This window comes from Streptomyces sp. NPDC012835 (genome assembly GCF_042900885.1).
GTDB lineage: Bacteria > Actinomycetota > Actinomycetes > Streptomycetales > Streptomycetaceae > Streptomyces.
In genome coordinates this window covers 713,438-727,903 of the sequence record NZ_JBIBBW010000003.1, presented here as the reverse complement: position 1 = coordinate 727,903, position 14,466 = coordinate 713,438, and the positions used below count along the sequence as shown (strand labels likewise).

The 14,466-nt window shown below is 72.2% G+C and carries 14 protein-coding genes; 5 read left to right on the top strand and 9 right to left on the bottom strand.

The genetic code is table 11. The annotated features are described in order from the left end of the window. Window positions 1–95: 95 nt before the first annotated feature. Window positions 96–296, top strand: coding sequence for a hypothetical protein (locus ACFY6S_RS16465; RefSeq protein ID WP_388816852.1), 201 nt, complete (start codon window positions 96–98; stop codon window positions 294–296). Between the two features lie 65 nt (window positions 297–361). Here the strand turns inward: ACFY6S_RS16465 and ACFY6S_RS16460 are convergent, their stop codons facing one another. Both ACFY6S_RS16460 and ACFY6S_RS16455 read right to left on the bottom strand, forming a co-directional pair. Then, on the bottom strand, window positions 362–808 hold the full coding sequence (locus tag ACFY6S_RS16460) for a DUF397 domain-containing protein (RefSeq protein WP_388816849.1): 447 nt from the start codon (window positions 806–808) through the stop codon (window positions 362–364). Then, on the bottom strand, window positions 789–1,631 hold the full coding sequence (locus ACFY6S_RS16455) for a helix-turn-helix domain-containing protein (protein ID WP_388816846.1): 843 nt from the start codon (window positions 1,629–1,631) through the stop codon (window positions 789–791). Before ACFY6S_RS16455 ends, ACFY6S_RS16460 begins: the two co-directional genes overlap by 20 nt. A gap of 304 nt (window positions 1,632–1,935) precedes the next feature. Between ACFY6S_RS16455 and ACFY6S_RS16450 the strand changes: the two genes are divergently transcribed. After that, on the top strand, window positions 1,936–2,178 hold the full coding sequence (locus ACFY6S_RS16450) for a hypothetical protein (RefSeq protein WP_388816844.1): 243 nt from the start codon (window positions 1,936–1,938) through the stop codon (window positions 2,176–2,178). Window positions 2,179–2,339: 161 nt separating this feature from the next. On the opposite strand, the gene ACFY6S_RS16445 is transcribed toward ACFY6S_RS16450, so the two are convergent. After that, entirely contained in the window at window positions 2,340–3,272 is a 933-nt protein-coding gene (locus tag ACFY6S_RS16445; RefSeq protein ID WP_388816841.1) for an NADP-dependent oxidoreductase, read from the bottom strand. Window positions 3,273–3,374: 102 nt separating this feature from the next. Here ACFY6S_RS16445 and ACFY6S_RS16440 point away from each other — a divergent pair, with 102 nt between their 5' ends. Then, entirely contained in the window at window positions 3,375–3,767 is a 393-nt protein-coding gene (locus ACFY6S_RS16440) for a winged helix-turn-helix transcriptional regulator (protein ID WP_388816838.1), read from the top strand. Between the two features lie 94 nt (window positions 3,768–3,861). On the opposite strand, the gene ACFY6S_RS16435 is transcribed toward ACFY6S_RS16440, so the two are convergent. The 3 genes from ACFY6S_RS16435 to ACFY6S_RS16425 form a co-directional block, all read right to left on the bottom strand. Beyond that, the gene (locus ACFY6S_RS16435) at window positions 3,862–5,595 is read right to left on the bottom strand and encodes a PTS transporter subunit EIIC (protein WP_388816835.1); all 1,734 of its coding nucleotides are present in this window, start codon (window positions 5,593–5,595) and stop codon (window positions 3,862–3,864) included. Between the two features lie 32 nt (window positions 5,596–5,627). Then, window positions 5,628–6,683 (bottom strand): N-acetylmuramic acid 6-phosphate etherase, encoded by a 1,056-nt coding sequence (gene murQ, locus ACFY6S_RS16430; protein WP_388816832.1) that lies wholly within the window; start codon window positions 6,681–6,683, stop codon window positions 5,628–5,630. A 129-nt stretch (window positions 6,684–6,812) separates the two neighbouring features. After that, on the bottom strand, window positions 6,813–7,736 hold the full coding sequence (locus ACFY6S_RS16425) for a MurR/RpiR family transcriptional regulator (RefSeq protein ID WP_388816829.1): 924 nt from the start codon (window positions 7,734–7,736) through the stop codon (window positions 6,813–6,815). Window positions 7,737–7,799: 63 nt separating this feature from the next. Between ACFY6S_RS16425 and ACFY6S_RS16420 the strand changes: the two genes are divergently transcribed. Next, window positions 7,800–8,216 carry a hypothetical protein gene (locus tag ACFY6S_RS16420; RefSeq protein WP_388816826.1) on the top strand — a complete coding sequence of 139 codons (417 nt, stop codon included), beginning with the start codon at window positions 7,800–7,802 and terminating at the stop codon, window positions 8,214–8,216. Window positions 8,217–8,396: 180 nt separating this feature from the next. Here the strand turns inward: ACFY6S_RS16420 and ACFY6S_RS16415 are convergent, their stop codons facing one another. The 3 genes from ACFY6S_RS16415 to ACFY6S_RS16405 form a co-directional block, all read right to left on the bottom strand. Continuing rightward, the gene (locus ACFY6S_RS16415) at window positions 8,397–9,638 is read right to left on the bottom strand and encodes a Cmx/CmrA family chloramphenicol efflux MFS transporter (RefSeq protein ID WP_388818038.1); all 1,242 of its coding nucleotides are present in this window, start codon (window positions 9,636–9,638) and stop codon (window positions 8,397–8,399) included. Window positions 9,639–9,839: 201 nt separating this feature from the next. Then, on the bottom strand, window positions 9,840–10,619 hold the full coding sequence (locus ACFY6S_RS16410; RefSeq protein WP_388816823.1) for a hypothetical protein: 780 nt from the start codon (window positions 10,617–10,619) through the stop codon (window positions 9,840–9,842). Between the two features lie 152 nt (window positions 10,620–10,771). Further along, window positions 10,772–13,195 (bottom strand): heavy metal translocating P-type ATPase, encoded by a 2,424-nt coding sequence (locus tag ACFY6S_RS16405; protein ID WP_388816820.1) that lies wholly within the window; start codon window positions 13,193–13,195, stop codon window positions 10,772–10,774. Between the two features lie 296 nt (window positions 13,196–13,491). Between ACFY6S_RS16405 and ACFY6S_RS16400 the strand changes: the two genes are divergently transcribed. Then, window positions 13,492–14,202, top strand: coding sequence for a copper homeostasis protein CutC (locus tag ACFY6S_RS16400; protein ID WP_388816817.1), 711 nt, complete (start codon window positions 13,492–13,494; stop codon window positions 14,200–14,202). Window positions 14,203–14,466 lie beyond the last annotated feature (264 nt).

Genomic DNA, 14,466 nt, shown 5'->3' with positions numbered 1-14,466 from the left:
TTGACTTTACTCTGCCGCCCGCCCGTTGACGACGCGACCGCCTGGCACAGGGAGTCGCGCGGACACCCGTCGAGTGCAGCGCGGTCATCACTCTCGTGGGAGCGACGGCCCGCGAAGCAGCCGAGTTCGCACTCTGGATCCGGAGCAGTCTCATTCCCTCCCCTGGACTGCTCCGGTTCAGCAGCGACCGCGCGATGGAAGGCGGGCACGACGCTGAGTGGCTGCTCCCCTCCCCGTCCAGCGAGGAGGCAGAGGCCGAAGCCGCCTTCCTGGACCACCTGGAGTCCGTCCAGTAGGCGCGATGTCGGTGGACGGAGACCGTTCGGTCCCCGTCCACCGGGTGATGGCCGCTGTGCTGTGCCTACGGCTTGGCCTTGACCTCGTTGATGAAGGCTGCCCACGTCCCGGCCTGGATGACCAGAGCCGGGGCGGTCGGGGTCTTGGAGTCGCGTACGGGGACGATGCCGGTGAGGCCGGCCGCTACTTCGAGGCAGTTGCCGCCGGTGGCGTCACTGTGCGAGGACTTGCGCCAGGTCGCTGAGCCGGGGAAGTCCTGGCCCACTTCGAGGCAGTTGCCGCCGCTGGCACCGCTGTGCGAGGACTTGCGCCAGGTCGCTGAGCCGGGGAAGTCGTGACCCACTTCGAGGCAGTTGCCGCCGTCTCCGCCGCTGTGCGAGGACTTGCGCCAGGTCGCAGCGCCGGGGAAGTCTCGGGCTACTTCGAGGCAGTCGCCGCCGCTGGCGCCGCTGTACGTGGACTTGTACCAGGATGCGGCGCTCAGGTCGTACTCAAGGCTGCTGATCTTCATGCGCGTAATCCTCCGCCACTGATTCGATCAGGGCCAAGGATGAATTTGGTGACAGTGCGCTGGCCCCCAGTAGATCGTAGGACAGTTCGTACTGGGCGACTGATGCCGGATCGTCGAGTAGTTGTCCCGATCCCAGACCTTCGAGATACGCGAGGGGAGGGGCGTCATCGAAGCCCATAAGCTTGAGCGCGCCCTCAAGCGCCGCATGGGCGCCTTCGTCAAATGGTAGTACTTGCACGATGATTCGGCGCTTTCGGATCAGCGTGGTGATGTGATGCAGAGCCTCCGCCATCACCGCAGGTCCGCCCACCGGGCGGCGCAGTACGGCCTCGTCCAGCACCGTCCAAACCACTGACCTTGTTGGATCCGCGAGAAGCTTGCCTCGTTCCAGCCTCGTTGCCACCAGTTCGTCTATGGCTTCCTCTGAGATGAGAGGAAGTCCGGCTCGGAACACAGCCTTTGCGTACGCTGCCGTCTGAAGCAGCCCCGGGATCAGCAGCGGCGCGTACTGCCTGATCACCGTCGCAATCGCCTCAGCCTCCGCCGCCTCCGCGAAGTGGTCCGGGTACTTCGACTTCTTCAGCGCCTCGCAGTTGCGCAGGAAGAACCCGTTGGTCTTGAACGTGTCGTCGAAGTACATCGCGTACTCCGGCTGCATCCTGCGCGTCCCCGACTCCAGCTGGCCGATGAACGACGCGCTCACGAACAGCGGCCTGCCCAACTCGCCCTGTGACAGGTTGGCTTGCAGACGCTGATGTCGTAGCTCCGCGCCGAGCATGGCGCGTGGGGAGGATGAGGGGTCGAGTGGTTTGGCTCCGGGCATGACGGGTCTCCCTGTTCATCACCTGTCGGTGTTGGGGTGAACTGTCTATTCAGGCTAGCCACATTCGGCCACGCTTTGTGGTGGGAATCAATACACAGAGTGCTGGAGTGCGTTTATGGCTACGCAGGACACAGAAGAACGCGCGGACGCGGTAGAGGGGGTTAACAGTTACCAATTCAACCTCCTTCATTGCCTGGCCGAGGGGCTTCCCGATCTCCACGACCCCCGCTACGACCCCGTCAAGGCCGCTCCTCCGCCCGGGTGTTCGGCGGGGCGGTACGGGGACTTCTTCAGCCTTCGTTGTGTGCGCACCGGCCCGAACCTGCTCGAAGCGGTCGCGCCCGTCTGCGCCGAGGTCAGGGCCGCCTCCGGGGTGCTGATGACGGACCTCGGGGTCGAGGGGCTCTGGGAGTGGACGGCAGACGGGCGCGACGGTCAAGGGGCCGCGATCGTGGCGCAGTTGCTGCTCATGGCGGCCGAACGGGCGTCGCTCATCGGGTACAGCGTGGACGACCTGGTGCGCTTCCTCCGTACGGCCGCGGGCTGAGCCGGCCGACGGGCCGCCGCGTCGGGGTTCTCTCGTCTCGTCAACTCCTGCCGGGCCCGCCGCGGACGGGCAGGGGCCGGCCGTTCAGCAGGGGCCGGCCGTTGATCAGGGGGGCCGGTCCATCTCAATGGGGCCTCGCTCACGCGGGGCCCATGGCGGGATCAGAGGGTGAGGACGAGCTTGCCCTGGAGGTGACCGCCGTCGAGCAGCCGGTGCGCGTCGGCGACGCGCTCGAACGGGAAGGTCTCCTGCACGTGGACCCGGAGCCTGCCCTGTTCCACGAGTGCGACGAGACCTCGCAGGGCGACCGGATCGGGATCGACCGCGATGCCGCTGAAGCGCATACCGGCCGCCTCGTACGTGGCGATGAGCCGCGCGTCCCCCTCGGCGACCGCCGTCACCAGGTGACCGCCCGGCCGGAGCACCACGAGCGACCGCTCGGCGGTGTCACCGCCGATCGTGTCGAGCACGAGGTCGATGTCGCGGACCTTCTCGGTGAAGTCGACCGCCGTGTAGTCGATCACCTCGTCGGCGCCGAACCCCTCGACCAACTCCCGCTTGCTCCCGCCGGCGGTCGTGATCACGTGCGCGCCGAGCGCTTTCGCGATCTGGATCGCGACATGGCCGACCCCGCCACCGCCGCCGTGGATCAGAACGCGGTCGCCCTCGGTCACGCCGCCGAGGTCGACCAGCCCCTGCCACGCCGTGAGCCCGACGACCGGCAGCGCCGACGCCTCGATGTGCGAGAGCGACGCGGGCTTGCGTACGAGGTGCAGCGCCGGGGCCGACACGACCTCGGCGTACGCGTTCGCCGCCCGTGGGAAAAGCGGCATCCCGAACACCTCGTCGCCGGGCCTGAACCGATACGTCTTCGGCCCCTCCTCGACCACACCGCTGATGTCCCAGCCGAGGACGAACGGCGGCCTGCCGAGCATCGGGGGGAACTCGCCGGAGCGCAGGAGCGCCTCCAGCGGGTTCAGCCCGATCGCCTTGACGCGGACGAGGACCTCGGTCGGGAGGGGCCGGGGCTCGGGCGCGTCCACGATGGTGAGCACCTCGGGACCGCCGAACGTCTGCTGGGTGATGACGCGCATGACTCTCCTGGTTTTGGTGGGGTGGCTTTGGTGGGGTGGCTTTCGTAGGGGGAGAGATCCCAGGCTATGTTTCCGTGAGGAACCAGCAGGTACCTTGGCGCGATGAGCGGTTTCGGTCCCGGCGATCCCTTTCTCGCCGACTGTCCGGCGCGACTGGCGGTCGAGCTGATCGCAGACAAGTGGACAGTGGTCGTGCTCTACGGCCTCAGCAGGGGCCCGGTGCGCCACGGCGAGCTGGTCGAACTGATCGGCGGCATCTCCCGCAAGGTGCTCACCCAGACGCTCCGACGGCTCGCGGCGCACGGACTCGTCCGCCGCCACGCCTACGCCGAGGCGCCGCCCCGCGTCGAGTACGAGCTGACCCCGCTCGGGGCGACGCTGATCGATCCGATCCACGCGCTGACCGAGTGGGCGCGGGCGAACGGCGACGCGGTGCTCGACGCGCTCGACACCGGTCCCGAGCCGGTCGCCCCCGGCGACCGAGGCCCCCGCTAGGGCTCGGAAAGCCTGTCGGGGCAGCGGTTCCCGCCCCGACAGTCGCAGCCGACCGGCCGCCGGGCGCGACCGGCCCGCCGGGCTCCGGCCCCGCTCAGGCGCGGGCCGGCTCCGCGGCCGGTTCCGGGGGCGGCTGGGTGCCCGAGGCGCCCGGCGTTCCCGAGGCGCCGGGCGTTCCCGAGGCGCCGGGCGTTCCCGAGGCGCCGGGCGTTCCCGAGGTGTCCGGGGCGCCGCCGGCCGCCGTACTGGCCGCCGTCGCGGCCGTCGCGGCCGTCGCGGCCGTCGCGGGCGTCGCGGCTGTTTCCGTATCGACGTTCAGCTCGCGCAGCATCGGTTTCGTGAAGCCGAAGTAGTACGTGGCGACGAAGCCCACCGCGTAGCCCACCAGCAGCCCGCCCGCGTACACCGCGATCATCTCGCCCAGGCCCTTGTTCCCCGCGAGGAGCGGGAAGAGGGCCCAGCCGGAGGGGCCGATCGCCGTCGAACCGACCGCCGCGCCCAGCTGGTTGAACAGGCCCACGAAGCCGCCGCCGAAGGCCCCGCCCACGCAGGCGGTGATGAACGGGCGGCCGAGGGGGAGCGAGACGCCGTAGATCAGCGGTTCGCCCACGCCGAGGAAACCGGCCGGGAGCGCGGACCTGATGGTGCGGCGGATCGAGGTGTTGCGCGGGAGGCGGAGATAGACCGCCGCCGCCGCGCCGACCTGACCCGCGCCCGCCATGGCGAGGATGGGCAGCAGCACGGTGTAACCCTGCTGCTCGATGAGAGTGGTGTGGATGGGGATCAGCGCCTGGTGCAGCCCCAGCATCACCAGCGGCAGGAAGAGACCGCCCAGGACGAAACCGGCGCCTGAACCGCCGTGCGAGAGCAGCCAGTCGGCGAACGTCCCGATGGCGGTGGAGATCTCCCCGGCCACGTACATCAGGCCGAAGAGGGTGACCAGACCCGAGACCAGGACGGTCAAGGTCGGGGTGACCAGGACGTCCAGCGCCTCCGGGACCCGCCTCCTGCACCACTTCTCGACGTACACCGCCAGCGCAGCCGCGCCCAGCGCGCCGAGCACACCGCCCTGGCCCGGGGCGAGCTTCTGCCCGAACGCGTCGATGTTGGCGACGCCCGGGAACACGATGATCGCGGCGACCGCGCCGCCGAGGATGGGCGTACCGCCGAACTCCTTCGCCGTGTTGTAGCCGACGAAGACGGCGATCAGCGACATGAAGCCGGACGCCATGGCGGCCAGGGCCGGAACGACGGCGGGCAGCCAGTGCAGATTCGTCAGCAGGCCGTTGAGACCCGCCAGGATGCCGCAGCCGATGAGCGCCGGGATGAGCGGCACGAAGATATTGGCGATCCGGCGCAGGAACAGCTTGAAGGGCGTGGCGTTGTGCGCCTTACGCGCCGCCCTGATCTCCTCTCCCCGCGCCGCCAGCGCGTCGGCCGTCGCGGAGTCGGGGGAGGAGTCGGGGGAGGAGGAGGTGGAAGAGGCGGAGGCGGAGGAGGAGGGAGAAGAGGGCGCGGGCGGGGAGGCCGCCGGGGCCGCCTCGGCCACCGCCACCAGGCGCTCGAACTCCGGCGTCACCCGCGCCACCGTCCCCGGACCGAGCACGATCTGGTACGTCTCGTCCTCGACGACCCCCAGCACCGCGGGGAGCGCCCTCAGCGCCTCGTCCCGCACGAGGGAGCGGTCGTGCAGACCGAGCCGCAGCCGGGTCATGCAGTGGGCGACGGACGCGACGTTTCCCGCGCCCCCGACGAGCGGGAGGATCGCCTCGGCCGTGGCGCGGTTCTTGTCCGGTGTCTTGTCTGCTGCTGATCCTGTGGTTGCCATGGTGCTTCATGCCTTGCTGTGCGAAGGGATGATCAGGAAGTACGTGGTGGCGGTGTGGGCGCGGCCCGCAGTGCCGCGCGCAGATGGCCGTCGTGGGCCGCGAGGAGGGCGGCGGCGGTAGGGCCGTCGACCGAGCCGAGGAGGGCGAGGACGGCGTTCTTCACCTCGCCGTCCGTGTCGTGCAGCGCCCTCTCGATCTCCTCGTCCGAGGCACCGGTGGCGAGGGAGACGATCCGGCGCGAACGGGCGCGCAGCTTCTCGTTGGACGCGCGCACGTCGACCATCAGGTTTCCGTACGTCTTGCCGCGTCGGATCATGGTGATCGTCGAGAGCATGTTGAGCACGAGCTTCTGCGCCGTTCCCGCTTTGAGGCGGGTGGAGCCGGTCAGCAGCTCGGGGCCGACGACCACCTCGATGCCGTGCTCGGCCGCCGCCGCCAGCGCGCTGCCCGCGTTGCAGGAGAGGCCGACGGTGAGCGCGCCGAGGTCACGGGCGTACTCGACGGCGCCTATGGCGTACGGGGTGCGCCCGGAGGCGGAGACGCCCACGACGGTGTCGGCGGCGGTGAGCTTCACCGCCGTCAGATCGGCTGCGGCCAGCTCCTTGGAGTCCTCGGCGCCCTCGACGGAGGTCACCAGGGCGCCGGGGCCGCCCGCGATGAGGCCGAGGACCTCCTCAGGGTCGGTGTTGAACGTCGGCGGGCACTCGCTGGCGTCCAGCACGCCGAGCCGGCCCGCCGTACCGGCGCCCGCGTAGATCAGCCGGCCGCCGTGTGCCACGCGCTCGGCGATGGCGTCGATGGCGGCGGCGATACGGGGGAGCTGGGCGGCGACGGCCGCGGGGACGGTGGCGTCCTCGCCGTTCATGATCCGGGCGATCTCCAGCGTGGGCAGCTGGTCGATCTCGGCCAGCTCGGGGCGGAACGCCTCGGTGGTGAGGGAGTCGAGCTGCGCGCGGAGTTCGCCGTACGAGGCGGCCGAGCCGGCCGAGGCGGCTGAGGCGGCTGACGGGGCTGACGGGGTTGGCGAGGCTGACGGGGTCGGTGAATCGGGTGAGGCCGGTGAGGTAGGTGAGGCCGGGTTGGTCATGGAGGAGCGGCTCTTTCTTCCGGAGTGCGGGTGCGGGTGCGGGTGCCTGTGCGGGCGGGGGTGGGAGTGGGGGTGCGGGTGCCGGTGCGGACGCCGGGCCGCGTGCCTGGCGTCCGGATGCCGGTACGGTCAGCGCGCCCCGCCGCGCGGACTGTGGCGGTGGGCCAGCGCCTCGTACGACGCGGAGAGGGCCGGAGCCGCCGTGCCGTAGGTGCGCTGGGCGACGCCTATGAACAGGCAGTCGACGACGAGGAGCTGGCTCGTACGGCTCGACATCGCGGCCGGACGCAGCTCGCTCTCGCGGGCCGTGGAAGTGGTCAGCACATGGTCGGCGTACTGCGACACCGGGCCGTCCGGGCGGCCGGTGATCGCCACCGTCGTCGCACCCCGGTCGAAGGCGACGCGCAGCGGCTCGATGACGTCGCCGGTCGACCCCGAGTGGGTGATCGCGACAGCGACATCGCCCGCGCGCAGCTGCACTGCGTTGGTCACGGCGAGGTGCGGATCGCTGTGGGCGTGTGCGATCAGTCCTATGCGCAGGAGCTTCTGGGCGAGGTCCATGCCCACGAGGGCCGAGGCGCCGACCCCGTAGATGTCGATCCGCCGGGCCGCCACGGCGGCGGTGATCACGGCGCCGAGCTGCACCGTGTCCAGCGCGGCGGCGGTGTCGGCGAGCGTCTGCTGCTCGTCGTAGGCCAGCTTGGCGACGACATCGGCGATCGGGTCGTCCACCGCGATGTCCGCCGTGACGGCGGGCGCGCGCCCCGACTGCTGCTGCGCCGCCAGCCCGGCGAGGGCGAGGCGCAGATCGCGGTAGCCGGGGTAGCCGAGGAGCCGGGCCGTCCGGACGACGGTCGCCTCGCTCGTGCCCGTCAGCTCCGCGAGTCCGGTGACCGTCAGCGCGGCGCAGCCTGCCGGGTCCCCGGCGACCGCCTCGGCGACGAGCTGCATGGAGCGGGTCATGGTCGGCGCGAGGGTCCGCACCTTGGCGGCCAGGGCGGCGGGCGCCGGTGGGGCGTCACCGCTGAAACTTTCTTTCACGGGTGGGGTCACACCTGAAAGATATTTTCGAATTTCGCCGCCAGTCAACCCTTGGTTCTCCCTGACAATGGCTGAATGAACGACGCGAACCCTGAGAAGCACACCCCCGGGGCCCCCTCGGCGGAACCGGCGCTGCACACCGCCCGTGCCCTGGTCCTGGCCGATCTGGCGGCGAGTGACGTCGCGCGTGCCGATGTGGTGTCGCTGGTCGAGGACTCGGTGTCGCACCGCCGCTGGTGGGTCGAGCAGTGGCCCGAGGGAGCCGCTTATGTGACGGGCCTGGTCGCCCAGGACGTCCAGGACGCGCTACTGGAACGGTACGGCCGCTGGCCGCTCTGCCCGCTCTGCGCCGAGGGCCCCGAGGCCGACCCGCACGCGCTGGAGGTGGAACCCGAACTGGGGGAGGACCCCTACTGGGTGTGCGCGAAGACGGCGGTTGCCGTCGCCCCGGTGGGCTCCCTCGCCCCCGGCGCGGGCCCGGACGCCTTGTAGGGGCACTGCCCCTCCCGAGAGCGACGGCGGGCGCTGCCCCTCCCGAGAACGACGGCGAGAGCGACGGCGGGAGCGACGGCGGGAGCGACGGCGGGGCGGGAGGCTTTCGCCGTCCCGCCCCGCCGTGGTTGTCACCCGCCGTGGTTGTCACCCGCCGTGGTTGTCACCCCGCTGCGGATGTCACCCCGCCTGTTCCGCGCACTCCGGCCTCTCCGCCGCCGGCGCCCTGACGGACCCGGCCGGCTTCGGCCCCGACCCCGCCACCACGCGGCTCGTGCCCGCCCGGTGGAATCGCAGCGCCAGCAGCGTCAGCCCGATCGCGACGACCGTCATGGCGGCTCCCGCCCAGGCCGTGGCCGCATAGCCGAAGTCCGCGTCGATGACCGTACCGCCGAGCCAGGGGCCGCCGGTGTTGCCGAGGTTGAACGCCGCCGTGGTGGTGGCGCCCGCGAGGGTGGGGGCAGCGGCGGCGATGTTGAACATACGGGCGTTGAGGGCCGGAGCGGTGTAGAAGGCCGAGACGCCGAGCAGGAAGGTCAGGACGACGACGGCGACGGGGTGCCCGGCGGTCAGCGCCAGCACCACGAGCAGCACGGTCGACACCGTGACGCCGCTGATCAGGACGCCGAACAGATGGGCGTCCGCGTACCGTCCGCCCAGCGCCGTACCGACCAGCGCCCCGATGCCGAACAGCGCGAGCACAGTCGGCACCCAGCCGCTGTCCAGGCCCGCCACGTCCGTGAGCAGCGGGGCGAGATACGAGAACGCGCAGAAGACGCCGCCCGCCGCGAGCGCGGTGACGGCGATGGCGATCCAGACCTCACGGTCGCGGTAGATGGTCAGCTCCCGCCTGAGCCGGGGCCTCTCGGCCGGTACGGGGATGGCCGGGACCAGGGTCACGACTCCGACCAGCGCGACCGCCGACGCGGCGCCGACCGCCCAGAACGCCGAGCGCCAGCCCAGGTGTTCGCCGAGGAAGGCGCCCGCAGGGACACCGAGCACGTTCGCGATCGACAGACCGCCGATCATCACGGCCATGGCGCGGGCGCGCGCGTTCAGCGGGACCATCGCTATCGCGACGGCCGCGCCCACCGCCCAGAAGCCCGCGCACGCGAACGCGCTGACCACCCGCGACACGAACAGCACCTCGTACGACGGCGCGAGCGCCCCGGCGACCTGGCCGACGCCGAAGACCGAGATCAGGGCGATCAGGGTCGTACGGCGCGGCAGGCGCAGGGTGGCCACGGCGAGCAGCGGGGCGCCGACCACCATGCCGATCGCGAACGCGGAGATGAGCAGCCCCGCCGTCGGGATCGACACGTTCATGTCCTCCGCCAGCGGCGGCAGCAGCCCGGAGAGCATGAACTCGCTCGTGCCGAGCGCGAAGACGGACAGCCCGAGCATGTAGACGGCGAGCGGCATCCGGGGGCGGGCGGCGGCCGGGACGGGACCGGCGGCGGAGAGGGTGTCGTGTTCGGGGGCGACGGGGACGGTCGGGGCGTCCGGGGCCGTGGCGGCGTCGGGGAGAGTGGGATCGGCGGAGTCAGGCATGACAGGTGCCAACGGTCGCGCGGGCCGTCGCATTCCACACCCCTCGCTACCTCCCAGTTGCTGAGACGGGGGTCACCGGGGGCGGTGCGGCCCGGTCAGCGACCGCAGCTCCTCCGTCACGTTCGCGCGCGCCCGCGCCTCCCACTCCCGTATCCCGTAAGGGGTGCGGAACAGGCCGGGGAGCGCGAGCAGTTGCTCCAGCAGGGCCGCGCGACCCGCCCGGAAGGCCGCGTCCGGCAGGAAGCCGTACTCCGCCCGCACGGCCGTCGCGTAGGCGGCGTACGCGGTGGGCGCGGCGGCCAGCGTCGCGAGGTCGGCGTCGCACAGGACAGCGCCGTCGCGGTCCTCGGGGGCGGTCGCGTGGCCGGCGGTGAGCCGGACCAGCCGGGCCACCTCCGCCGTCCGATCACCGCTCAACCCGGCCTCGGTCAGGGCGCGTTCGGCGAGCCGGGCCGAGCGCTCCTCGTTCTCCGAGCGGTCGGCGCGGTGTACGGCGTCGTGGAACCAGGCGGCGAGCCGCACGAGATCGGGGGAGTCCGCGTACTCGGCCAGGGTGTCGATGTGATCCAGGACGGCGGTCAGATGAGCCGTGGTGTGGTACCGCCGGTGCGGCTCGGCCCAGCGCGCGAGGAGGGCGTCGGCGTACGGGGCCGGATCGGGGCCCCCGGCCGGGCCGCGCGCGGTGTGGAGCGCGGCGGCGAACCGGCGGCGGAGGTCGGCGTCGGTGCTCTGCGGGGCGGGGGTGTGGGGGGTTCGAGTCTGCTGGGCGGGGGTGTGGGGGGTGGGGCGCTGCGGGGCCGGGGTGCGCGGAGTGGGGCGCTGCGGGGCCGGGTCGGGTGTCGCGTCTGGCATGCCCCGACGATAGAGCCGGAGAGCCGGAGAGCCGGAGAGCCGGAGAGCCGGAGAGCCGGAGAGCCGGAGAGCCGGGCCGTCGGCGCTTCCGCCTCCGGCCCGGCTCCGTACGTACACGGCACGTACACGGCACGTACGCGGGTACGTACGCCTCACACCGCCTTGAAGCCCCTCAGCCGCAGGCTGTTCCCGACCACGAACACCGACGAGAACGCCATCGCCGCGCCCGCGATCATCGGGTTGAGGAACCCGGCCGCCGCCAGGGGCAGCGCCGCGACGTTGTACGCGAAAGCCCAGAAGAGGTTGACGCGGATCGTGCCCAGCGTGCGCCGGGCCAGCCGGATCGCGTCGGCCGCGACGCGCAGATCACCCCGTACCAGCGTGAGATCGCCCGCCTCGATGGCCGCGTCCGTGCCCGTACCCATGGCCAGGCCGAGATCGGCCTGGGCGAGGGCGGCGGCGTCGTTCACCCCGTCACCGACCATGGCCACGGACCTGCCCTCCGCCTGGAGCTTCTTGACGACGTCCACCTTGTCCTCGGGCATGACCTCCGCGATCACGTCCTCGTGACCGATGCCCACCTCGGCGGCCACGGACCGGGCGACCGCGCTGTTGTCGCCGGTGAGCAGGATCGGCGTCAGGCCGAGGCCACGCAGCCGCCGGACCGCCTCCGGGCTGGTCTCCTTCACCGCGTCGGCCACCTCGAACACGCCCCGGGCCTCGCCGTCCCAGGCCGCCACGATCGCCGTACGGCCCGCCGCCTCGGCCTCCGTCCGCGCGCGCTCCAGCTCCTCCGGGAGGCTGATCCCCCGCCGCGCGAGCAGCGCGGGCCGTCCCACGAGCACCGCGTGGCCCTCGACCACGCCCCGCACCCCGAGCCCCGGAACGTTGGCGAACTCCTCCGGGACCGGCAGCGCGCCGACACGCTCCGCCGCCCCCTCGGCGACGGCGCGCGCGACGGGGTGCTCGGAGGCGTGCTCCAGAGCGCCCGCCAGCCGCAGGACCTCGCTCTCGTCCGTACCGGCGGCGGTCCGGACCGCCAGGAGCGTCATCGTGCCGGTGGTGACCGTGCCCGTCTTGTCCAGCACGATCGTGTCCACGCGCCGGGTGGACTCCAGCACCTCGGGCCCCTTGATCAGGATGCCGAGCTGCGCGCCCCGTCCCGTCCCGACCATCAGCGCGGTCGGTGTGGCCAGACCGAGGGCGCACGGGCAGGCGATGATCAGTACGGCGACGGCCGCGGTGAACGCGGCGGTCGCCCCCGCGCCGATGGCCAGCCACACGCCGAACGTGCCGAGCGCGAGGAGGATCACCACCGGTACGAACACGGCGGAGATCCTGTCGGCGAGACGCTGGGCCGCCGCCTTGCCGTTCTGCGCGTCCTCCACCAGCCGCGCCATGCGCGCGAGTTGGGTATCGGCGCCGATCCGGGTCGCCCGTACGACGAGCCGGCCGCCCGCGTTGAGCGTGGCGCCGGCGACGGCGTCACCTGCGACGACCTCGACGGGCACGGACTCGCCGGTCAGCATCGAGGTGTCGACCGCCGACGAACCCTCCACGACCGTGCCGTCCGTGGCGATCTTCTCGCCGGGCCGCACCACGAAGACGTCCCCGAGCCGGAGTTCCGCCGTCGGGACGCGCTGCTCACGGCCGTCGCGTACGACGGTGACCTCCTTGGCGCCCAGCTCCAGCAGCGCTCGCAGCGCCGCCCCCGCCCGGCGCTTGGCGCGCACCTCGAAGTAGCGGCCCGCCAGGATGAACATGGTCACCCCGGCCGCGGCTTCGAGATAGATGTTCCCGGCGCCGCCCCCTTGGCCGATGGTCAGCTCGAAGGGGTGGCGCATGCCGTGCGCTCCCGCCGTACCGAAGAACAGCGCCCACAGCGACCAGAGGAACGCGGCCGAGGTGCCGAGGGAGATGAGGGTGTCCATCGTCGCCGCGCCGTGCCGGGCGTTGGTCCACGCGGCCCGGTGGAAGGGCCAGCCCGCGTACGTGACCACCGGGGCGGCGAGGGTCAGGGACAGCCACTGCCAGTTGTCGAACTGGAGGGCCGGGATCATGGCCATCGCGATGACGGGGACGGAGAGGACGACGGCGGTCAGCAGACGCTCGCGCAGGGTTCTGAGCTCGCGGTCCCGTTCGCGGTCCCGTTCACGGGCGGGGTCCTGGGGGTTCTCGTGGGTTTGGGTGGCGGCGGTGTCCGGCGCGCTGTCCGTTGTGCCGTGCGGTGTGAGCCGCGCGGGCGCCGGGTGTGCGGGCGTCGGGTGTGCGGGCGTCGGGTGTGCGGGGGCCGGGTGTGCGGGGGCCGGCTCGGTGGCTGTGTAGCCCGTCGCCTCGACGGTGGCGATCAGGTCCCGGACGCCGATCTCCTCACCCCGGTAGCTGACCTTGGCCTTCTCGGTCGCGTAATTGACGGTGGCCTCCACCCCGTCCATACGGTTGAGCTTCTTCTCGACGCGGGCCGCGCAGGAGGCGCAGGTCATGCCGCCGATGATCAGCTCGACTTCGGCGGTGTTGCCCGGGGCGGCGGCCGTGCCCCGGTCGGACGCGGCGCCGGGGGTCCGGGTGGCGCTCATGGCGGACGCTCCTTCTCATCGACGGTTCCATCGTACCCCCTAGGGGTATTCATCCATTCAGGTATACCCCCTTGGGGTATGCGATGCAAGGTGTCGGCCGGGGCGGCAGGGGGGATGGGGGGCGATCGGCGCGATCGGCGTGACCGGTGCGATCGGTGCGATCGGTGCGATCGGTGCGATCCGTGCGTTTCGCCGCCGGGTGTGCCGAGGCGCTGATGCGCGCGGGCGGGCTCGACCTTTAGGCTGGGCATTGGACTAGACCTGTACCGGTCGGTGCCCCCTACGAATGAGGTCTCATGAGCAAGCGTGCAGTCCTGGAGGTGATCGCTCTCGACGCGGAGGACGCCGCCGCGGCCGTGAGCGGAGGCGCCGACCGCCTCGAACTCGTCACCGACATGGCGGCGGACGGGCTGACCCCGCCGCGCGAGACCTTCGCCAAGATCCGGGCCGCCGTGGACATCCCTCTACGGGTCATGCTGCGGCTGGCGGACGGCTTCGTCGTGGACGGCCCCGCGCCGCGCGGCGCTGACGGCCTGGTGGAGGCGGCGCGCGAGCTGCGGGCCGAGGGCGCGGACGAATTCGTCTTCGGCTTCCTCGACGCCGACGGCGCCCCCGACCTCGTCACCGTGGAACGGCTGATCGCCGAACTCGACGGCTGCCGGTGGACGTTCCACCGGGCCATCGACCACGCGGCCGACCGCGCCGCGCTGCGCAAGCGGCTCGCGGACCTGCCCGGCCTCGACACGTACCTCACGGCGGGCTCCTCGGCCGGAGTCGACAGCGGCCTGCCGACGCTGCTGTCGGAGGCGGCGGACGGGGAGCGCGGCGAGCCCGGATACGGGCAGCGGCTCATGGTGGGCGGCGGGCTTCGCCTCGAACACCTGCCGGTGCTGCGGGCCGCGGGAGTGAGCGCGTTCCACATCGGCGGCGCGGCGCGGCCGGAGGGGTGGGCGGGGCCGGTGGACGCGGATGCGGTGCGGGGGTGGCGGGAGGCGCTGGACGGGTGACGTGGCCGCGCTCGCGGCGGCGGTGAGGCTGGGTGCGGGTGCGGGGGCTGCGCGTGTGGTGCGGGGGCGGGGCTCGCGGGTGCGGCCGTGTTGTGGTGCGGGGGCCGGGGCCTCCGGAGGCGCATGTCCGGACGGCATGATGTACGGCGCGTGCGGGTCGTCGTGCTCCTGCGGATGCTCATGCGCCACACATCACGCTTTATTGTCCGGACACGCACCTCCTGCGGCCCCGGCCCCCTCCCGCCGGTGGGCCCCGCACCCGCG